Origin of the sequence: Candidatus Accumulibacter sp. ACC005 (assembly GCF_907163215.1) — a bacterium.
GTDB lineage: Bacteria > Pseudomonadota > Gammaproteobacteria > Burkholderiales > Rhodocyclaceae > Accumulibacter > Accumulibacter regalis.
The window spans coordinates 37,782-56,801 of sequence record NZ_CAJQUB010000012.1 but is presented as its reverse complement, the minus strand read 5'-3'; the positions used below and the strand labels follow the sequence as shown (position 1 = coordinate 56,801).

At 62.0% G+C, this 19,020-nt stretch carries 17 protein-coding genes; 5 read left to right on the top strand and 12 right to left on the bottom strand.

What is annotated here, in order from left to right:
- Positions 1-11 precede the first annotated feature (11 nt).
- From QZ613_RS14065 to QZ613_RS14040, 6 genes are all read right to left on the bottom strand, one after another.
- A complete protein-coding gene (locus tag QZ613_RS14065; protein ID WP_291862861.1) occupies positions 12-236 on the bottom strand; it encodes a hypothetical protein in 225 nt (74 codons plus the stop codon).
- 163 nt (positions 237-399) lie between these two features.
- On the bottom strand, positions 400-2,772 hold the full coding sequence (locus QZ613_RS14060; RefSeq protein ID WP_291862858.1) for a phage/plasmid primase, P4 family: 2,373 nt from the start codon (positions 2,770-2,772) through the stop codon (positions 400-402).
- Entirely contained in the window at positions 2,769-3,122 is a 354-nt protein-coding gene (locus QZ613_RS14055) for a hypothetical protein (protein WP_291862856.1), read from the bottom strand. Before QZ613_RS14055 ends, QZ613_RS14060 begins: the two co-directional genes overlap by 4 nt.
- Positions 3,119-3,844: a Rha family transcriptional regulator gene (locus QZ613_RS14050; protein ID WP_291862853.1), complete on the bottom strand. Its 726-nt coding sequence runs from the start codon at positions 3,842-3,844 to the stop codon at positions 3,119-3,121. Before QZ613_RS14050 ends, QZ613_RS14055 begins: the two co-directional genes overlap by 4 nt.
- Positions 3,841-4,062, bottom strand: a complete 222-nt coding sequence (locus tag QZ613_RS14045; RefSeq protein ID WP_291862850.1) for a helix-turn-helix domain-containing protein — start codon at positions 4,060-4,062, stop codon at positions 3,841-3,843. Before QZ613_RS14045 ends, QZ613_RS14050 begins: the two co-directional genes overlap by 4 nt.
- Before the next feature lie 283 nt (positions 4,063-4,345).
- Positions 4,346-5,593, bottom strand: a complete 1,248-nt coding sequence (locus QZ613_RS14040; RefSeq protein WP_363319774.1) for an integrase arm-type DNA-binding domain-containing protein — start codon at positions 5,591-5,593, stop codon at positions 4,346-4,348.
- Positions 5,594-6,222: 629 nt separating this feature from the next.
- Between QZ613_RS14040 and QZ613_RS14035 the strand changes: the two genes are divergently transcribed.
- The 3 genes from QZ613_RS14035 to QZ613_RS14025 all read left to right on the top strand — a co-directional run bounded on the left by QZ613_RS14035 (position 6,223) and on the right by QZ613_RS14025 (position 9,722).
- The gene (locus QZ613_RS14035; RefSeq protein WP_043565570.1) at positions 6,223-6,693 is read left to right on the top strand and encodes a YbhB/YbcL family Raf kinase inhibitor-like protein; all 471 of its coding nucleotides are present in this window, start codon (positions 6,223-6,225) and stop codon (positions 6,691-6,693) included.
- 257 nt (positions 6,694-6,950) lie between these two features.
- Entirely contained in the window at positions 6,951-7,565 is a 615-nt protein-coding gene (locus QZ613_RS14030) for a hypothetical protein (RefSeq protein ID WP_043565572.1), read from the top strand.
- A gap of 513 nt (positions 7,566-8,078) precedes the next feature.
- Positions 8,079-9,722, top strand: coding sequence for a hypothetical protein (locus QZ613_RS14025; protein ID WP_291982895.1), 1,644 nt, complete (start codon positions 8,079-8,081; stop codon positions 9,720-9,722).
- Positions 9,723-9,935: 213 nt separating this feature from the next.
- Here QZ613_RS14025 and QZ613_RS14020 read toward each other — a convergent pair whose 3' ends face one another.
- Positions 9,936-10,418: a hypothetical protein gene (locus QZ613_RS14020; RefSeq protein WP_291862889.1), complete on the bottom strand. Its 483-nt coding sequence runs from the start codon at positions 10,416-10,418 to the stop codon at positions 9,936-9,938.
- A 322-nt stretch (positions 10,419-10,740) separates the two neighbouring features.
- On the opposite strand from QZ613_RS14020, the gene QZ613_RS14015 reads away from it, so the two are divergent.
- Positions 10,741-11,094, top strand: a complete 354-nt coding sequence (locus QZ613_RS14015) for a DNA-3-methyladenine glycosylase I (protein ID WP_363319777.1) — start codon at positions 10,741-10,743, stop codon at positions 11,092-11,094.
- A 22-nt stretch (positions 11,095-11,116) separates the two neighbouring features.
- On the opposite strand, the gene QZ613_RS14010 is transcribed toward QZ613_RS14015, so the two are convergent.
- The 5 genes from QZ613_RS14010 to QZ613_RS13990 all read right to left on the bottom strand — a co-directional run bounded on the left by QZ613_RS14010 (position 11,117) and on the right by QZ613_RS13990 (position 16,022).
- A complete protein-coding gene (locus tag QZ613_RS14010) occupies positions 11,117-11,362 on the bottom strand; it encodes a hypothetical protein (RefSeq protein WP_043565577.1) in 246 nt (81 codons plus the stop codon).
- A 173-nt stretch (positions 11,363-11,535) separates the two neighbouring features.
- Entirely contained in the window at positions 11,536-12,240 is a 705-nt protein-coding gene (locus tag QZ613_RS14005; RefSeq protein WP_291921184.1) for an N-acetylmuramoyl-L-alanine amidase, read from the bottom strand.
- A gap of 166 nt (positions 12,241-12,406) precedes the next feature.
- The gene (locus tag QZ613_RS14000) at positions 12,407-13,009 is read right to left on the bottom strand and encodes a plasmid pRiA4b ORF-3 family protein (RefSeq protein WP_043565581.1); all 603 of its coding nucleotides are present in this window, start codon (positions 13,007-13,009) and stop codon (positions 12,407-12,409) included.
- Positions 13,010-13,226: 217 nt separating this feature from the next.
- Positions 13,227-14,867, bottom strand: a complete 1,641-nt coding sequence (gene gpmI, locus QZ613_RS13995) for a 2,3-bisphosphoglycerate-independent phosphoglycerate mutase (RefSeq protein WP_043565582.1) — start codon at positions 14,865-14,867, stop codon at positions 13,227-13,229.
- A 234-nt stretch (positions 14,868-15,101) separates the two neighbouring features.
- Positions 15,102-16,022 (bottom strand): hypothetical protein, encoded by a 921-nt coding sequence (locus QZ613_RS13990; protein ID WP_291862832.1) that lies wholly within the window; start codon positions 16,020-16,022, stop codon positions 15,102-15,104.
- A gap of 276 nt (positions 16,023-16,298) precedes the next feature.
- Here QZ613_RS13990 and QZ613_RS13985 point away from each other — a divergent pair, with 276 nt between their 5' ends.
- Positions 16,299-19,007 (top strand): cation-transporting P-type ATPase, encoded by a 2,709-nt coding sequence (locus QZ613_RS13985; protein WP_043565584.1) that lies wholly within the window; start codon positions 16,299-16,301, stop codon positions 19,005-19,007.
- Positions 19,008-19,020 lie beyond the last annotated feature (13 nt).

Below are 19,020 nucleotides of genomic sequence, written 5' to 3'. Positions count from 1 at the left end.
TGCACCGCCAGCTAGCGGCCATCCCGAATCATTCCGAGAAGGTCCGAGCAGCCTTTCCAGCCGAAGCGGACAAATTGCCCACCAATTTTCGCCATCCCGGAATTCTGGCGCTCAATCCACGCGAAAGCTGACTGATGCCGCAGCGCCTTGAGAGCTTCCGCCAAGGCAACGGCTTCGGGACAATCGTTGGTGTGATAGGTCGTTGGCGACTCGAACACTAATAGATCGGCACTCATGGTCGTGCCTTTCGCCAAGTCGAGAAGCAGACCAGGGCGGATAGGGCGGCAAAACGCTCATTTCCAAAGCTTTTTCTAGTAACGGCTGCATGGGGGAGTTTACCGAAAATGCCGTTTATCCGCCCCATCCGCCCTGTCGGTCGTTGATTGACGTTTATCTGCGTCATCGATAGCCCTCTTTCCGTTGCGCATAACCCTGGTGACAAGAATTTTTCAAGGTCAAACCGCACCAGAGACGGCTGCCGTTTGATTTTCGTGAAACGTATCCCCGCTCACCCAGCCGGCGACCAAGTACGGCGTTGCTCGCTGGCTTATGACCGTTGTCGAGGCTCCACGCTTTATAGCTATCGTAGAGGTCTCGACTAGCGGTCTCGCACCGCGTATCGCGCTCAGTGCATTCGCTGAGCCAGGCGCCCGTCAAGTCCTGATCGCTTTGGTAGGCGTCTGTAGCTTCGCGGATTCTCTTCGGCGTGTCGGTAAGCCCTTTACATTGCCACGCGACGCAACCTTGAATCATCCATGCAAGGATGTGGGGCCCTTCAGCCTTCAACTTGGCGAGCAGCTTCGGATCGCGCTCGTCCGCCGTGAAGGTCCGATCGAAGGGCACCAGTCGAACCCGTCGCCATATTCCGTGATCGTTGCCACGCACAATCGGCTTATGGTTACCGGCCATGATTAGTTTCAAGTTGGGCGTGAACTGGATAGGATCGCAGTAGAGTCTCCGCGCGGTCATGCTATCCCCGGACACCATGCCCTTGACCAAAGATTCCGCGAGGGCGGTGTTGTCTTCGGTTTCAGCGCACAGAACTAACCGCGCGCCTACGAGGTCGGCGAGGTCTGGCGAAGCGCCTCCTGCATTGCGCTTGGCCTCGCTGAGCGTTTCCGAGGCGATGGCGCGGGCATAGTCGCCCATGATGTGCTTCAGCAACTCTATGAAGACAGATTTGCCGTTGGCACCGTGCCCGTAGAGAAAAAGGAACAAATGCTCCTGCGTTGAACCCGTTAAAAGGTAGCCGCAAAAGCGCTGCAGCCAATCGACAATCTCTTGGTCGCCGTTGAACACTTCATGCAAGAACTGGCGCCATCGCACAGCCCTTGACTCGCTGCCAACCGAGTCTGGCGACAAGCTCTTGGTTACGCAATCACCACGTGTGGCGGCGCGCGCCGTGCCCGTGCAAAGATCGACAACCTGTCGTGCGTGATCAAACCCGACGACAAGCTTGTCCGCGTCAATGTGCGTCATCGGCAAGCGCAGCTGGTCGAAATCTGATAGCAGCTTGACTGCAGCGGCGATTGTCTTTTGCTCTGAGCTTTTGCGCGCAAACCTTGCGAAGTGCTCAACGTCGTTGGGGTGTCCCAAGCCCTCAGCGTAAATCGTTCTATGCAGTTGAGCGGCCATTGATCGGACGGCGGCGCCATCGGCATCCCATTGCCAGGACTTTTCGCGCCAGATCATCCACATCTTCACATCGCGTACGAACCTGAGATTCTCGCCATTGTCATCGTGCAGGCGCAGGGCATTTCCGTACTCCGTCAGCGGGCGCGTGTCTCGCGTGCCGTCTCGCGCGTCGCACTTCGCCAATGGGGGCGCTAGGAAGGGCACTGTTTCGTGGGCGGATGTCCTTGGCATCGAGTGTAGTTGTTGCCGAACTGCGTCGAGCCCTTCGGTCTGATGCAGATCGTTGAAGTCGCCTTTGATGCGACTATCGCTAAACTTCGGCAGGACGATGACGGCAGGCGCTCCGGTATCAGCGGCGGCCTGAGCGTAATCAAGCCCCTTGCCATGGTTATCAAGGTCGCCAGCGATGCGTAGAGACGAGCCCGGATACTTTCGACGCAGATCGCCAGCAACGACAGCCAGATTGGCCCCGGAGAATCCGACGACAACCACTTCGCCGGTCGCCTCGTGAATGCTGCAAGCAGTCGCCCAACCTTCGACAAGATTAATCGGGTCCCCGTTTTCAGGCTGGCCAACGAACATTCGGCCACCTTTCATCCTGGCGAACTTCAGAAACTTCTTGACGCCATCACACCGGATGAACTGGACGCTTTGAACTGCGCCATCTGGCCCTTGCACCGGAAGAACAATCGAGCCGTCAAGGTCTTGTCGTGCACCGTAGGGGATGACACCTTTGCGCACGACGTAAGCATTTCCCGGATCAAGATCGACGGTCTGGCTCATGATGCGGCCGGCTGCCGCTGCAGCTTTCTCGTGCTGTGTGGCGAGGTCTTCTGCCGCCTGCTTGTTCGCCAGTATTGATTTGGCCTTAGCCGCCTGCAGTTGAGCTCCGGTGGGCTTCGGCGAGTCGCTGTCGCGTAGTTGCCAGGTAAACTTGGTGCCTTCCCGGTTGCATCCAAACGATGCGCCGACACCATCGGGAAACAGCTTGCAGAACCCAGCCTGGTCGCCGGCCTTCTCGCTGGTCGGGAATCGGGCAAATTTTCCAGGCTCAATATCCTTTTCTGGGTATTTCATCCCGGCTGTGGCGAAGGCTTCCGGCAGCGACGGACAGAAGATCACGTTCTCCCTTATCATGCTGCGAGCCCCCCAACCAAGAGAAAAACGCCTACGAAGACCAGCAGAGCCGGATCGATAGATCCTCTTTGACGATGGAAAATCCGGAACACCTTCTGCCGCGTGCGTATGCCGCTGACGTGTTGTTCAGCGCTGGTGCGCCGAATAGGCTTCAGGCATGGCATGCCGCCGCGACCACGCGCGAATGCGCCCCAGAACAATGGCCTTTCGCCTTCGGGGTACTCGGTGGCGATAACTTTCGCCTTGATCGAATCCGTCAATGAGGCGATAATGTTGCTGTCGTTGTTGTTTTCCTGAGCCCCGCTGCGCACCATCGCTGCCGGGGCTTCTCGTTTCTTGGGCTGGCTCATTTTTTGCCCTCCAGCATGGCCGAAATCCTGCCCGGTACTGACTGCCCGATCAGCGCAGCAAATTGGCGGACGCGCTCAGCGGTCGTGCGGTAGGCGTCCTTGTAGAAGGTCTTTTCCGCCATCGATTCCAGCAGCGAGCGTTCAACGATGTGCTCAGCCATCGCCACCGATGCCAACTGCTGCGCGGAAAGTTTTTGCCTGAGGTTCTTGCCGACAGCGGACGTGACCATGAACAAAGCGCGATTCGTTTCTTTCGTCAGGCTGATGTAATACCGGCGTGCGTTCCTGCTGCCCTGATTGGTCGCGTACTCCACGAATGCGGCTATCACGGTCTCATTGCGCCTCGCTGTCTTGCCTTCGATGCGGGCTTGGTGCCAGTCTGCCGATGCGTGCATCTGGTGCAAGCGACTGATTTCGTCGCGGGCGGCGAAGAATGCGTCGACCAGGCGGCGTTGGCCTTCCCGTGACCTATTGCCGCCAATGAACGGCATGGAAATCAGTGCGCCGCGCTCGCTTAACTGATACGCGCGCTGTTCGCGGTTCATCTCGTCGGTGTAGAAGATCGGCTTGAACTCTAGCCGATCTATCCTGTCGTCTTGGATCAGACGATCTAGCGACTGCAGGACGTTCTTGTGTGATCTGTCGAACGCCTCGGCGATTAGAAGAGATGTAGTGCTTGGCCGGCCACCGGCAACGCTTACGATGTGAGTGGTGGCATTCATATGCTCACCCCGATCAGCTTGCGCAACTCGCCGACACGAACCCGTGTCGAATTGCCGACCTTGATCTTCGTAAGTTCCCCGGCTTCGAAGTGGCGATAAATGCTGGCTCGGCTTCGGCCAGACACAGCGCTGGCGTCTGGAATGTCGATCGCTGCAGAGTTGGGAAGGCTATCAAACTGCTGAACTGTCACTGATGCTTCTTTGATTTCGTTTTGCATTTCTTTTCCGTTTCGAAGAATGCCGGCCGTAAACGCAAGAAGCCCGCACAGGGCGGGCTTCTCAAATTGTCGACTGGCTGTCACAAATGAAAAACCCGCTCAAGGCGGGCCGTAAACGACTAAAGGCCGGATCTCCATTGCTGGAAACTCCGGCCTTTAGTCGAAAAAAAACCCGCTTGCGGCGGGCGTGCTACGCTACTACTGCTTTTCGTACATTACCTTTGGGCGCAACTTCCCCGACGGCCCAAATCATTTCATACTTTGGTGACCGTGTCAACCCGTTTCAGCACGACGCTTTCGCGGCCGTCATCGACAGCACCTTGCCGGTAGTCGCCACTACCATCCGGCAGTAGCTTGCCCATTCATCCATCATCCTGGTGCGCTTCGCGATCAGGTCGTCACGCTGATAGGCGGCTTTCACTTTGTCGGCGATGGTATGCGCCAGCGCCATTTCAATTACGTCAGATGGGTATGCGGTTTGACTGTGCGCCCAACTGCTGAATGTCGCGCGGAAGCCATGTGCGGTTAGATGGCCGCAGCCCATGCGCCGCAGAACTGCGGTCAGGGTCATGTCGGATAGTGGGCGACCGGTCTTCGCGCCAGGAAAGACCAAATCACCCTCGCGCGGCATGGCGCGCAGCAGCGCCAGCGCACTGTCTGAAAGCGGTACGGTGTGCTCATTCCCGACCTTCATGCGCGCGCCCGGAACAGTCCACAGCGCGGCATCCATGTCGATTTCCGCCCACGTCGCGCCGCGGACCTCGCCGGACCTTGCAGCCGTCAAGATAGCGAATTCAAGCGCACGGGCGCCGATGCCTTCACGATGCGACAGGTCAGCCATGAAAGCGCCAAGCTCGCGGTAGTCAAGGGCAGCATGGTGCTCGACCTTGGCAATCTTCGTTGGCTTGGCGAGCAAGTTCTGCAAGTGGTCTTTCCAGCGTGCCGGATTCTCTCCGGTCCGGTGCTTTGCCGTCGTCGCCCAAGACAGCACTTTTTCAATTCGGCCGCGCAATCGGCTTGCTGTCTCGGTCTTCGTTTTCCAGATCGGTTCGAGCACCTTGAACACATGTCCGGTTTCGATCAGTGCCACATCCATATCGCCAATGACAGGCCCGGCGTAGCTAGCAAGCGTGCTGCGCCACTGTTGCCGATGCTTTGAATTGCTCCACTCGTCCGCATAGGCGGCGAGATATCCGTCGACGCACTGGTTGAACGTCATCGCCTTTGCATTCTTCGCGGCCAGCGCAGCGCGCGTTTCTCGGCGTTGCCCGATCGGGTCAATACCCCCGTCTATCTGTTCGCGCAGTTCCCGCGCCCGCCTGCGCGCATCCGCCAGTGTCACGTCAGGGAATCCGCCCAAGCCCATGTCGCGCCGCTTGCCGGCAATCATGGTGCGCAGTATCCAAGAACGCGCGCCGGTGTCGGAGACCAGCAGCGCCAGCCCCGCGACCTCGCCCACGAAGTTCATGCCCGGCTTGACCAGCCTCTTCACCTCGATAGCCGTCAATGGCTCAATCTTTCGCCCCATCATCTACCCCTTCTTCGTTGATGGGGTAGGATGCTACGCCTTGATACGTCGCGAGTCAATGTACCACGTACACAAAGGCTGTATGCCTTGCTGCGTATGCTTCCATGACAAACGGTGATGCCGTATGAGACAGCACTATGGCGGACTTCGTCTCCGCCAGGAACGTCGCAGCAAAGCTCTGCGACAAAAAACGAACACCCCGCTGAACGCCATGTTCCGCGGGGTTTTTCGTTTATACCTGTTGACCTCGCGTACCCCCCGGCACGGCGCCTGAGTTCGCGCCTCCAATGAATGACCTGCTGTTGGTCGGCGGGGCCCACGACGCCAGCCCGTTCCCGGTCGAGCGCCAGGGCAGCGATCGCGACCAAATCGGGGGGTGTCGACCGAGGCGTAACGGGGACCTCGCACGGGCTGCCGGGCCGAGCCGATGGCGAGCAGCCATCGGTGCAGCTTGACCTCACGGAGAAAACCCGCATACTTTTATCGTGCGGTTGAGTTCTATGCTCGTTTTCAACAGAGGGGACGTTTCGATGCCTGACAGGGCCGTGACAATCCGGTGGTGGGCGCCCCATTTGGCGTGCCTGGCCCTTCTTGGCGCCTGGTCCGCAACCACGCAAGCGGGAGACAAAACCATGGGCATGAGCATTTCTTCAAGTGCGTTTGCGCACAACGGCTCGATCCCCAAGCTGTACACTTGCGAGGGCAAGGACATTTCCCCGCCACTGACCTGGAGTGGCGTGCCTGCGGGGGCAAGGAGCCTGGTCATGATCGTCGACGATCCCGATGCACCAGATCCCGCAGCGCCCCGCATGACCTGGGTCCATTGGGTGCTGTACAACCTGCCTGCCAACAGCACTGGGCTGCCCGAGGCACTGCCGTCGCGTCCGGCCAACGCGCTGGACGGACTCAACGATTGGCAGCGCACCGGCTACCGTGGCCCCTGCCCGCCCGTCGGCCGGCACCGTTACTTCCATAAGCTCTACGCGCTGGACGTCGTCTTGCCCGACTTGAAAGAGCCGAACAAGAAGACCTTGGAGCAGGCCATGCAGGGGCACATCGTTGCCGAAACGCAATTGGTCGGCACCTATCAAAAGGCACGCTGATCTCCCTTCGCCCCGACGACCTTGCTCTGTCGCTTCCCCTGTTTTTGCCGTGGCTTCTTCTGCGCGACTCCTCGATTCTGGATTTTTGGAGGAACTCCCGAAACCAAGCGCGGCAGGCTGACCAGGGTGTCCGGTCCTTCGCGACCTGATTCCCGGTTCGCGCCACTTGATCGAAACAAATAAATCGCGGTCGTTGTCTATCCTGCATCGGCACCCCCTGGGTTTCCTATCCTTCCACACGTTGGCAGGAGGTTGCGATGAACCGACGATCATCAGGTTACCAAAGCACGCTGTCCCGCCTCTACGACATCGGCGGGGCCGACCTCGCACTGCGCTATCACGAATTGTCCGAAGGCACGTGCGCCAACTCTGCCGCTGCTCAGGCGCCAGCGCGTGCCATCTACATCAACGGTGCGCGCATCAGCGATGACGATGTCGGGGCAATGGAGCGGGCATGGAATATCGCACTACTCGATGGCCGCTACTGGTACGACCGGGCAAACGGCGCCTGTGGCGTCGAAGGAGGCCCATGTACCGGCTTCATCCCGGCCGGCCTGCCGCTTGGCGGGCCACTGATGGCGAATGCCTCAGGTGGCGGGACCGGCGTATTCGTCAATGGACGCGAGCTTCATCCACAGGACGTCTTCGCGCTGACCCGCGTGATGCAGGTTTGGCCAGGTCGCTATTGGGTGGACGCGGTCGGTAATTTCGGATGCGAAGGCGGTCCGGCGGTTGGCAACCTGGCGGCGTCCATGCACATGCCGGGTGCGCAGAGTGGACCCTGGACGGCCTCGAGCCGGGCCGGCACGGTCGGCGGCGACGGCGAGGGTTTCCTCTTCTTCGACGACGGCAAGACTTCCTGGTCGACCTAGGTCGCAGCCATGACTCCCGACCAACTTAGGCATCGCGAGGCGCTGATCGCCCGTAGCGACGCGGCACTCGAACGCTGGCCGGATCGCACCGGGGCGGGCTTCACAAGCGAAATGGAGGCGGTCGCAGACGGGCTCGAAGTACTTGCGCAAGCGACGCCGCTCAGTGAGCGCGATGCCGTCGAAGGTGCGCGCACTTGGCGCTGGGCGGGCAACGCCTATTACGATCTCGGCGCAGGCAAGGAGCGCCGCGCGCTCGAACATGCGGCAAGGGCCTACCGCAAGGCCGAGAACGCTCTGGAGGTAGCCGCCGAGGCTGCGGACGCGGTCGATTGGGTCAAGCTCAACTACTGCTTCGGGAAAGTGCTCCTGCAGTTGAGCGAAGGAAAAGACCCCGGGCTCGCCACTGAAGCGTGCACTCGCCTGCGCGCGGCTCTCACGCTGGCGCGCCTACACATGCCGGACGGAGTCGAAAGCGTCCGGGAGGAACTCGCAACCGCGCAGCAGATCGTCACCTTGCTGGGCGAAGCCGGCCAGCTCGATCAGCGGATGGCTCAATTGAAGGACGGGCTCGGGCTTGCCGACGCTGGCGAGCCGATGCACGTACTGCGAAAACCAGAGCGCGCTGCCGAAGTGAAACACATCAGCTCGATGTTCGATCTCCTCAATCAACAGTTCGAGAAAGAGAAACCCTCGCTCGATCCGACCCGCCAGGCGGGACTTTCGAGTCTCATGCAACGGCTGCAAGGAGTGGTCGGATCGACAACATCAGAGGGCTTGTCGCTCGAAGCGATGATGGCCAATCGCGGAAAAATTGATGCGCTCAAACGCGAGCTCAGCCCTCAGGCCCGCAACCCGAGTCTCAAGGGGCCGGGTGCGGCGCAAGGCTCGCGCGGCGGACGGCTACTGGCCGCGCTGCAGGAGCTGAAAATGTTCGTCGGCGCGGCCGGCATGGCGCCCAACAGCTCGGCCGAAATGCGTGAAGCCGCGATGGAACTGTTCGCGCGGCTCGGACGGCTGACCACCTGGGTCAGCCAGGCCGGCGACGACACGGCAACGCTGGACAAGCTCGAGCGCGATCAGGCGCGTGCGCTGGCACACGAGGTTCGCCTGTATGCCGCACGCCGGCACCCGCTATTGGCGCAGCCAGTGTGGCCGCGTGGCGAAGCAACGATTGATCCCAATCGCATTTTCTTCGCAGGCGGCTTGCGCATGCGCAAGGAGCTGGCGGGGGCACTGATGTTCTCGGGCCTGGAACTCGCCGTGGACGCCCCCGCAGGGGCTGATGTCGCAACCCATCGATGGCAGGAGCTGCAATCCTCGAACGTCGCGGTGTTCGACCTTTCCGAGGCGCAGGCGCAGGTTTACTACGAACTGGGGATCGCACTGACAATCGGCACTCAGATTCTTTTGATTGCCGCCGACGAGACCGAGATCCCGTTCGACATCGCGCAAAACGTCAGTCGTTACAGCCCGGGCGATACGCTGCGCCCATGGCTGGCCAACGAAGTGCACACGGCGATCTACGGCTTGCAGGTCAGGGGCGGCAAGGAATCAAGTCTGGCGGCGACACTCGACTACGCCCAACGGGTGGCCACCGGCGAGCCAGACAACCCACTGTTCGCGGTTGCACTGAAGGTGATGCGTGCCGCGGGCGATGATCCGATCAAGTTCCGCAATGCGCTGACGACTTTCAATGCCTATCTCGGCACAGGTCAGCACGAGCTGCTGCAAACGCGCTGGCCCGGCCTCTACCCGGACCCGCGTGCGCGGCGAACCTTCGCCGTCATGCCGTTCCGCCGCGAGCGTGAGGCGGCCTATGCGGTGATCGAAGCCAGCGCGCGGCAGGCGGGCGTAGAGCCGGTGCGTGGCGACCAGGCCGATGGACAGGAGATCATCGAATCAATCTGGCACGAGATCTGCCGCGCGACACACGTCACGGTCGACATCAGCGGCTTCAACCCTAACGTATGCCTCGAACTGGGGATGGCCGACGCGCTCGGCCGCCCGACGCTTCTGATCGGCGAGCAGGGCACCGAACGCCTAGTGAAAGCCGCTTTGCCTGCAGTGGCCAAGCGCCGCTGCCAGCCTTACGAGGCCGATCCGCGCCACGCGCCGCAATTTGCGGCGGCGCTGAAGAAGTTCTTTGCAGCGCCCTGAGCGGTATCACGCTCACGGCGGCCGCAAGAGCGCATGGACAGGGGAATCGCCCCGACCGCGAAACTCCCGTTCTGAACAGGGAACATTTCACAGGGTACCGGTTGCGCCCCCTCGGCCGGTTCGGGCCATTAGGTGCGCTGCACTGTGGTTCCAAGCCTCACAAGAAGGCTATGGCAAGGTTCGAACGCCGGGGCGAAGCCAGTACGGCGTTCGCTAATCCTGGCGATTGCCGCCGTGGTTACCCTTGTTGCCGTGGCCCTTGTCTTTCTTCTGCTTGCCACGATCGTCATCCCAGCGCTGATCATCGTGGTCATGACGGTAGTCGCGGCGGTAATCCTCGCGGTATTCCTCACGTCGATAGCGCTGCTGACCCTGATAGTACGGAACGTATTCGCGGTTGTACCAGTTGTTCTGCACAAAATAGACCCGCTCCCCGCAGGCGCGGTACTTGTGGCAGTTCTTGCTCCAGTGCTTTGCATGACCAGGAGGCACGTTCAGGTAGATCGGCGGGCGCATGACCGGCACCCGCTCAATGATGATCGGCTGTGGGTAGATCAGTTGCGGCGGCGGATAGCCGCCAATGTCGATGCGCCCGTAGAAACCGGGTTGGCCGATGCTTACCGATACGCCAAGGTCGGCGGAAAGCACAGGCGATGTCGAGACGATCAGTGCGGCGGCGAGGAAAAGACGTTTCATGCTGGCCCTGTAGGTGTAGATGTCGTCTACTAACGCGCGCACCCCAAGCACCGTTGACTGCGCGCCTGCTTGGCAACCCGACGAACCGCGCAGGAGCCGCCTCTCATCAAGGCCCGGGCCTGCCAGAAGCAAGCGACCCGGCGGAGCGGAAGCTGCCCGGGAAAGCCCGGCAAGCGATCTGGTCGTCGGTAGCCGCTCACCCCGGACATCCGGAAACCGGCGATTTCTGGGCACTTCGCATAGACTGAATTTTTGTCTGCCGAGCCGCCGCCGATGCAACGTTGTCCTTGGTGCGAAGGCTTCGACCTTTACCGTGAATACCATGATTCGGGAATGGGGCGTGCCGCTCTACGATGATCGATCCCTGTTTGAACGGCTGCTTCTGGAAGGCGCGCAGGCGGGTTTGTTTTGGGCGACCATCCTCAAGAAGCGAGAAAACTACCGACGTGCCTTCGATGCCTTCGATCCGGCCCGGATTGCCTGCTATGACGACGAAAAAGTTGCAGCCCTGTTGACGGATCCGGGGATCGTCCGAAATCGAGCCAAGGTCGCCGCCGCCATCAACAACGCCAAAGCGTACCTGGCGCTCACCGCAGGTGGACAGTCGTTCAGCGATTTTCTATGGCACTTCGTCGATGATCTGCCGACCCAGAATCAATGGACGGCAAGCTTATGAAAGCAAGAGCCGCCGGGAGGTTTCACCCTGCCGAAGACAACACCATCTTGATGCGTTTGAGGCCACTACCCACCGTTTCCGCCAGCTTGACCACGTTCGGATCGTCAGACGGTCGTTCCACCGTCCATTCGCAGAACGAGGCCATGATTGAAGCACGCTCGATGGAGAGCTTTGAGGCCAACAAGCCGGACTCAATGATCGGGATCAGGGCTGCGGCAGCCCTGAGACGGTTGATTTCCGGAGTTGGAGGCGGAATCTGCTTCGACATGCCTTGAGTCTAGCGAATGCCGCACCACGACGCCGAGGACATATTTCACACGACGTCCAACCCAGCAGCAATGAGGCGAGCGCGGCCGCCTCGTTTGCCGATCGCCGCGGGGCCGAGCGAGCGATGCGGCGGCCGACCTGATCGCCAGGCGCAAGTCGCTCAAGCAGGGTGATTCAGGAGGCGCCTTTCGGGCGCTTCGCGACGACCAGGCACTGCATCAACTGCTGCTCCGCCTCGGTCGCTTCTCCTTCTCGATCAACGCCAAGGAAATGCCGCCGAAACGCCGCCAGGGCGGCGGCCGGGTCCGAAGTGTCGTAGCCGATGTCCTCGAGCGCAAGTTGAGGATCGAAAGGCTCCGCAACCGGCATCGCCGCTGGTTCGCGGCACCACAAACCAAATCCTTTCGCCGCCAGACGCTCCCAGGGGAAGAGCCGACTCGGATCGATCTTTCGGCGTGGAGCGACATCTCCGTGCCCGAGGAAATTGTTCGTCGGAATCCGGTAGCGCTGCTGCAAGTCCTTCAAAAGATCGAGGAGAACCATGATCTGTGCTTCCGAATACGGTTCGGCACCCGTGTTGTCGAGCTCAATGCCAATCGACGCCGAGTTGAGATCAGTGTTGCCTGCCCAGTAAGAGATCCCCGCGTGCCAGGCGCGCCTTTCTTCATCGACCAGTTGGTAGAGGGTGCCATCGCGTCCGATCAGGTAATGCGAGCTGACTTCGCGGACCGGGTTGGTCAGCGTTCTGAGGGCATGCTCGACGTTGCTGCTCGTGGTGTCGTGGAGGATCACGAAATTTGGCCGCCGGGCGTTGTGGTTTGGCGAGGGCACCACGATGGCCCGTTCAGAACCCGCCGGAAATCTGACGCATCCAACCATCAAGACGCAGGCAAGACCAAGCCAAGCGACCCGCAGAAGCTGACGAATCACGTCAGCCCTCCGCTTTCTCGCCCGATTCCGCAAGCCCGAAAATTCGTCCAGGCGAATACGGGCCGGCCGGTCACTTCCCTGATCGGAGAGCTTCTTGTCGCCGTAAGGAGCTGGATCATTTGATCCAGCCGTTCCACAACATGCGGGCGATCGCCGCGTTCGCCGCCGGTCGATCGAAACGGGCGGGATCAAAGTCCAGCCCCGCCCAGGTGCGTACCGCCTCGGTCTCCTCGCCGTACGGGTCGTTCTCGAAGCTGGCCACGAACTCCTGGTATTGACCAACGCCACCGGCATCCTCGGGCGGACACGCACGCTCGCCCCCTTCGACGCCGCCAGCGAGTCCGTCGTCGTGATCGCCCCGGTTGCGCACCTGCTCGACGCTGATGCGATGCAGCCAGCTGTCGCCGAAGTCGTAGAGATACGTGAAGGTGGCGCCCGTCGCGAGCAGCCTGTCCAGTCGAACGCGCTTTTCGAACGCGGTCGGGTGGTCGGGCTCGTCGAACTCTGCGTCCGGAACGCCGATTCTCATGTCGCCGACGCGAAACTCGTGCAGATGAGCGTCGTGCCAACCCATCGCGGCCTGAATGACGTGGTGCAGCGTGGCGAAGCTCGCCTGCCCACCAATTACCAGCCGGCGCCAGATGAGTGGCGTCGTGTCGACGAGTTCGATCTTCAAGGTGAGCAGCGTCGAAGACGCTTTCTTGCGAGCAGTGGCCACGGCAGTTCCCAGAGCAAATATTTGCTGATTCTACGGAAGCTTTGCCCCGGCCCCAATCGATCCGAGAAGAGGCCCTGCAAATCCTGATCGCCACCCGGTTCTTTGCGGCGCCGCTTTTCGGTGACCGCTGGCGTCGACACGGGTAGGGGGCCACTTGGCAAGCAGAACAGCCGCCTTGCGGCGGCCGTCTGAGCTTTCCTGAAACGCCCCTTCAGCGCTACTTGACGACCAGCAGGCTGTCGTCCCACTTGACGTGCTTCTCGAAGCCGAGCAGGTTGGCGATCGTCGCTGCAATGTTTGACAGGCCCGCGGTCTCACTCGCCTGAAGAGCAAGCTTGCCGCCGGAAACATTGTCGTAGAGGATGAGGGGCACCGGATTGAGAGTGTGCGCCGTCTTCGCCTTGAACGAGCCGTCGGCATTTTTCGCCGGTTGCTTGCTCTTCTTGTCGATTTCGTACATCTCGTCGGCGTTACCGTGGTCGGCAGTGATCAAGGCAACGCCGCCAAGCGCGTCGATGACGGGCAGGATGCGCGCCAGTTCCAGGTCAACCGCTTCGATGGCCATCGTCGCAGCGCGGAAACTGCCGGTGTGGCCGACCATGTCGCCATTCGCGAAATTGCAGCGCAGCGTCTTGTACTTGCCACTTTTCAGCGCGTCGATCATGGCGTCGGCGATTTCGGCAGCTTTCATCCACGGACGCTGCTCGAAGGGCACCACGTCGCTGGGCACCTCCTGGTAGGTTTCACCGTCGAACTTGTTCGATCGGTTGCCATTCCAGAAATAGGTCACATGACCGAATTTCTGGGTTTCCGAGCAGGCAAACTGGGTGATCCCGGCTTTGGCGAACCACTCGCCCATGGTGTCGAGAATCGCTGGCGGATCGACCAGGAAGCGCTTCGGCAGCTTGAGGTCGCCATCGTACTGCAGCATGCCGGCATAGGTCACGCTGGGCACGCGCAGGCGATCGAACTTGTCGAATTCGGCGTCTTCGAAAGCACGCGTGATCTCGATCGAACGATCGCCGCGAAAGTTGAAGAACACCACCGCGTCGCCGTCATTGATCGTCCCGACGGGAACCCCGGCGCGCCCGATGACGAATGCCGGCAGGTCCTGGTCGATCGTTCCCGGGAACTCGGCGCGCAGCGCCTCGATCGCGGCGGCAGCACTGTCATACTGCGGACCTTCCCCGAGGACGTGCGTGCGCCAGCCCTTGTCGACCATGTTCCAGTTCGCCTCGTAGCGGTCCATCGTGATGTTCATGCGCCCACCACCCGAGGCGATGCGGGCATCGAAGCTGTCGTCGCTGGTCTCGGCCAGGAAGGCCTCGAAGGGCAGTACATAGTCGAGGGCGCTGGTCTCGGGAACGTCACGACCGTCAAGCAGGATGTGCACCCGTACGGTCTTGACGCCCTCTTCCTTGGCGCGCACGATCATCGCCCGCAGGTGGTCGACGTGGCTGTGCACGTTCCCGTCGGAAAAGAGGCCCAGGAAGTGCAGCACGCCGCGACCGCCCTTGACAGCGGCGACGACTTCCCGCCACGCCGCTCCCTGCCAGATCGAGCCGGCGGCGATGGCGTCGGCGACCAGCGACGCGCCCTGGCTGTAGACCTGGCCGGCGCCGATGGCGTTGTGACCAACTTCGGAGTTGCCCATGTCGTCGTCGGAAGGCATGCCGACAGCGACGCCGTGCGCGCGCAGGGTGATGTTCGGATAATTGGCAAAGAGACGATCCAGAGTCGGCTTCGTGGCGGCAGCGATGGCACTGCCGACGTCGGACTTGGCAATCCCGTAGCCGTCCATGACGATGGTGACGATCGGGCCCCGAATACCGGGGAAAGACGCAGATTTCTGCAACATGATGGATTCCTGGGGAGTGGAGAGGTCAGAAGGTAGGCCGCAGGAACCGGAACAAGCGAGAAGCCCGCGACGTCAGCTCCAGTATACCCCCAAGCCCGTCTGGCCGGGATCGGCGAGGACTCGGGTCCGCGCCGACGGGCAGCCGCCGACCCAGGCAGGCGCGAACAGAGTGTCCTCCCGTGGGCGGGCAAAGCCGGGCGCCAAGGCCCCGCGGCGGCAACGCTGCCGGCACAGCTACGAAGGCTGCTGCAGCCTGATTCGGGTACGTACCCGCTTGAGCCTGATACGGGTGCGAGTGCGTTTGACCTTCGGCTGCTCGCCGCCAGAACTCGGCCGACGCGAGTGCCGGCGGCCGTGCGAGCGGGCAATCACCAGCGCCAGCTTACCGATCAGCGCCAGAACGACCAGCACCCAGAACAGAGGATACTGGACCATGCGGGAGCCCAGCTCGGCCAGTTCACGTACCGGATTGAAAGTGCTGCGCGGCGCCTGCTGCGCGGCTTCGCGGGCAGCATCGAGCGCGGCAATCCGCCGCTCAAGCTGAGCCCCCGCTGCCTGGTTGAAGGCCACCGCAGTATCGCCATGGCCCAACGAGACCTCACCGTCGCCAGCGGTCACGTGAAAACCTTGCACGCCAAGCAGGGAAAAAGTGACCCGACCTTCGCCGTCGACGCGCGCGTCAAGGGCTTCGGTAATCACTTGAGCAAGCCCTTCCTCCATTCTGACAACCGCCGCCGCGATGTCCTCGACCAGGATTGGGCTAACCTGGTCGAGCTGTTCCGCGGGCAAAGTCACACGCGGCACAGACGATCCCGGCTGCCGCCTGGCAGTCACGTTGACCACCGATCGCAGCGCCCGTCCGAGCGGGTCGGCCTGCGCCGGGCTGGCAAAATCCACGTCCTGGTGTACGACAGCCGGTGGATCAACGAACAAGGGGACGGGCATCTCGCGGTCGATGCCGAGCAAGGAGCCGGTCGACCAGGGGTCGCCATTGGCGTTCGTGGCCGCCGGCAACTCGACGAACGCGTCGCGACCGACACCGGCTTTCGGTGCCAGGTCATAGTCGTCAAGAGGGTGTGCTGCCGCCTGAGCTGCAAGAAGGGCCCCGACCAGAAGTCCGGGGAACCCGTGCGGTCGCTTGAAACGTGCCATCATGCCAAGGATCCGAAAGATTCCGAAACATAGAAGCAAAAATCACGCCCATTTGCAAGAGCGCCTTAAATCAAGCGCATTGTCCGCAACCGGGCGCCAGCGATCTGGCCATTGTCAAGTTTCCCGACACCATCGACCGGCGCTGGCGCGGCTGCCTGGCTACCGTGACGGAGGGGGCGCGTGCGCGGGGGTGAGTCCAAGACTGCCCTATAATTCAGAAGAATGCACTGAAACCGTCGATCTTCCAAGGCCAGCGGCCGGCCTTGGCCAGAGGGAAGAATGAACGCGAACACCCCGGAACGAGTCGCCTGGCATTTCATCGCCGCCGATGAAGCGGCAACACGCCTGCAGGCCAGCTGCGACGAGGGATTGGCCGAAAGTGAAGTCCTCAGCCGTCGCGCCTTGCACGGCGAGAACCGGATCACCCCGAAAGCGGGCAAGGGACCGCTGCTGCGCTTTGCGCTGCAGTTCGTCCAGCCGCTGGTGCTGGTGCTGCTGGTGGCCGGAGCGGTCACGGCCTTCCTCGGTGAATGGGTCGACTCGGGCGTGATCTTTGGCGTCACCCTGATCAACGCGGCGATTGGTTTCATCCAGGAGGGCCGTGCCGAGGATGCCCTTGCGGCGCTGGCACGTTCGGTCAGCAGCGAAGTCACCGTCCTGCGCGAAGGCTGCAAGCAACGCCTGCCCTCGACCGAACTGGTTCCCGGCGACGTTGTTCTGCTGGCGGCCGGCGACAAGGTGCCGGCCGACCTGCGCCTGTTCCGCGCCAAGGACTTGCAGGCCATAGAATCGGCATTGACTGGCGAATCGACGGCGGTGGCCAAACACGGCGACGTGCTGCCCGAAGCAACCGTCCTTGCCGACCGCTGCAACATGGCTTACGCCGGCACGGTGATGATCACCGGCCGCGGCGCGGGGGTAGTGGTGGCGACCGGCGACCATACCGAAACCGGCCGCATTTCGCAATTGATCGCCGAAGCCCCCGATCTGACCACACCCCTGACGCGCAAGATGGCGGTTTTCAGCAACTGGCTGCTGATCGCCATTGGCCTGCTGGCGGTGCTCACCTTCGTTGTCGGAATGTGGCGGGGTTCTTCGGCTTTCGAAATGTTCATGGCTGCCGTCGCGCTCGCCGTTGGTGCGATCCCCGAGGGGCTGCCGGCGGCAATGACCATCACGCTGGCCATCGGCGTCGCGCGGATGGCCAAACGACGAGCAATCATCCGCAAGCTGACGGCGGTCGAAACGCTGGGCAGCACAACGATCATCTGTTCCGACAAGACCGGCACGCTGACCGAGAACCAGATGACCGTCCGCGAACTCTACGCGGGCGGCGTGCCGACGACGGTCAGCGGCAACGGGTACTCGCCGGAGGGCAAGGTCGGCGACGGCGCGGCGATCGGTGCTGCCTTGCGCGAGTGCCTTCTCGCCGGCGTGCTGTGCAACGACGCCGCGCTGAGCAAGGAAGACGCGGACGGCGAACACGGCGAGCAATGGGTCGTCGTCGGCGACCCGACAGAGGGCGCGCTGCTCGTCGTCGCCCGCAAGGCCGGCCTCGACGAAACAAGCCTGCACAAGAGCTTCCCCCGCCTCGACGAAATTCCCTTCGATTCCGCGCGTCAGTACATGGCCACGGCGCACGAAATCGACGGCCAGCGCGTGGCGTATTTCAAGGGCGCTCTAGAACAGTTGCTGCCGCGCTCGCCACAGATGCTCGACGCGTCCGGCCAGCCGGTTGCGCTGCGCCACGACGAAATCGAAAATGCGGCCCGCGCCATGGCCAGGGAGGGCTTGCGCGTACTGGCGATCGCCCGGCTGGCGAGCGGCAGCGATGGCACGGCGACGGCGCTCGACGAGGCCAGCGCCGACGCCGGCCTGGTATTCATCGGTCTGATCGGCATGATCGACCCACCGCGTCCGAAAGCGATTGCCGCGGTGGACACCTGTCACGCCGCCGGCATCACGGTCAAGATGATCACCGGCGATCACGCCGTCACCGCGCTGTCGATCGCCCGCCAGCTCGATATCGCCAAGGAGGGAGAGACAGCACTCACCGGTGTCGAACTGGCGGCACTCGATGACCAGGCGCTGCTCCGGGTGGCCCAGGAAGTCAACGTCTTCGCCCGCGTCGAGCCGGAGCAGAAACTGCGTCTGGTACGGGCGCTGCAGGCCAACGGCGAGGTGGTAGCGATGACCGGCGACGGCGTCAACGACGCGCCGGCGCTGAAGCAGGCCGACATCGGCATCGCCATGGGCCTGGCCGGCACCGAGGTGGCCAAGGACGCCGCCGACATGGTCCTCACCGACGACGATTTTGCGGCCATCGAAGCGGCCGTCGAGGAGGGACGCGGCGTCTACGACAATCTGGTCAAGTTCATCACCTGGACGCTACCCACCAACTTCGGCGAAGGCCTGGTCATCCTGGCGGCAGTTCTTGCCGGTGCCACCCTGCCGATCACGCCGCTGCAGATTCTCTGGATCAACATGACCACAGCCGTTTTCCTCGGACTGATGCTGGCCTTCGAGCCGATCGAGGAGAACGTCATGCAGCGCCGCCCGCGCCGGCCGGGAACGCCGATTCTCGACGCCAAGCTGGTCTGGCGGATCGTGCTGGTCAGCCTGCTGCTGCTCGCCGGCTCGTTCGGGCTTTTCCTGCGCGAACTGTCGCTGGGAAATCCGCTGGCTGAAGCACGCACCGTCGCACTCAACGTCTTCGTCGTCGTCGAAGCGATGTACCTCTTCAACTGCCGCTCGCTGACCCGCTCGGCGCTGCACGTCGGCCTGTTCTCCAACCCCGCGGTCTGGTACGGTGTGCTGACCATGGCCGTGCTACAGGCGCTGCTCACCTACCTGCCGCTGCTCAACCGCCTGTTCGCCACGGCGCCGATCGGCCTGCGCCAGTGGCTGGAGATCGTTGCTGTCGGCTTGTTCGCCTATCTTGTCGTCGGCGTCGAAAAGCGGCTGCGCGAGAGTCGCCAACCACGCTGATCCCAGCCACTCA

Coding starts and splice junctions, on each gene's coding strand:
- QZ613_RS14065 (WP_291862861.1), bottom strand. CDS start 236: ATGAGTGCCGATCTATTAGTGTTCGAGTCGCCAACGACCTATCACACC.
- QZ613_RS14060 (WP_291862858.1), bottom strand. CDS start 2,772: ATGATAAGGGAGAACGTGATCTTCTGTCCGTCGCTGCCGGAAGCCTTC.
- QZ613_RS14055 (WP_291862856.1), bottom strand. CDS start 3,122: ATGAGCCAGCCCAAGAAACGAGAAGCCCCGGCAGCGATGGTGCGCAGC.
- QZ613_RS14050 (WP_291862853.1), bottom strand. CDS start 3,844: ATGAATGCCACCACTCACATCGTAAGCGTTGCCGGTGGCCGGCCAAGC.
- QZ613_RS14045 (WP_291862850.1), bottom strand. CDS start 4,062: ATGCAAAACGAAATCAAAGAAGCATCAGTGACAGTTCAGCAGTTTGAT.
- QZ613_RS14040 (WP_363319774.1), bottom strand. CDS start 5,593: ATGATGGGGCGAAAGATTGAGCCATTGACGGCTATCGAGGTGAAGAGG.
- QZ613_RS14035 (WP_043565570.1), top strand. CDS start 6,223: ATGGGCATGAGCATTTCTTCAAGTGCGTTTGCGCACAACGGCTCGATC.
- QZ613_RS14030 (WP_043565572.1), top strand. CDS start 6,951: ATGAACCGACGATCATCAGGTTACCAAAGCACGCTGTCCCGCCTCTAC.
- QZ613_RS14020 (WP_291862889.1), bottom strand. CDS start 10,418: ATGAAACGTCTTTTCCTCGCCGCCGCACTGATCGTCTCGACATCGCCT.
- QZ613_RS14015 (WP_363319777.1), top strand. CDS start 10,741: ATGATTCGGGAATGGGGCGTGCCGCTCTACGATGATCGATCCCTGTTT.
- QZ613_RS14010 (WP_043565577.1), bottom strand. CDS start 11,362: ATGTCGAAGCAGATTCCGCCTCCAACTCCGGAAATCAACCGTCTCAGG.
- QZ613_RS14005 (WP_291921184.1), bottom strand. CDS start 12,240: ATGGTTGGATGCGTCAGATTTCCGGCGGGTTCTGAACGGGCCATCGTG.
- gpmI (WP_043565582.1), bottom strand. CDS start 14,867: ATGTTGCAGAAATCTGCGTCTTTCCCCGGTATTCGGGGCCCGATCGTC.
- QZ613_RS13990 (WP_291862832.1), bottom strand. CDS start 16,022: ATGATGGCACGTTTCAAGCGACCGCACGGGTTCCCCGGACTTCTGGTC.
- QZ613_RS13985 (WP_043565584.1), top strand. CDS start 16,299: ATGAACGCGAACACCCCGGAACGAGTCGCCTGGCATTTCATCGCCGCC.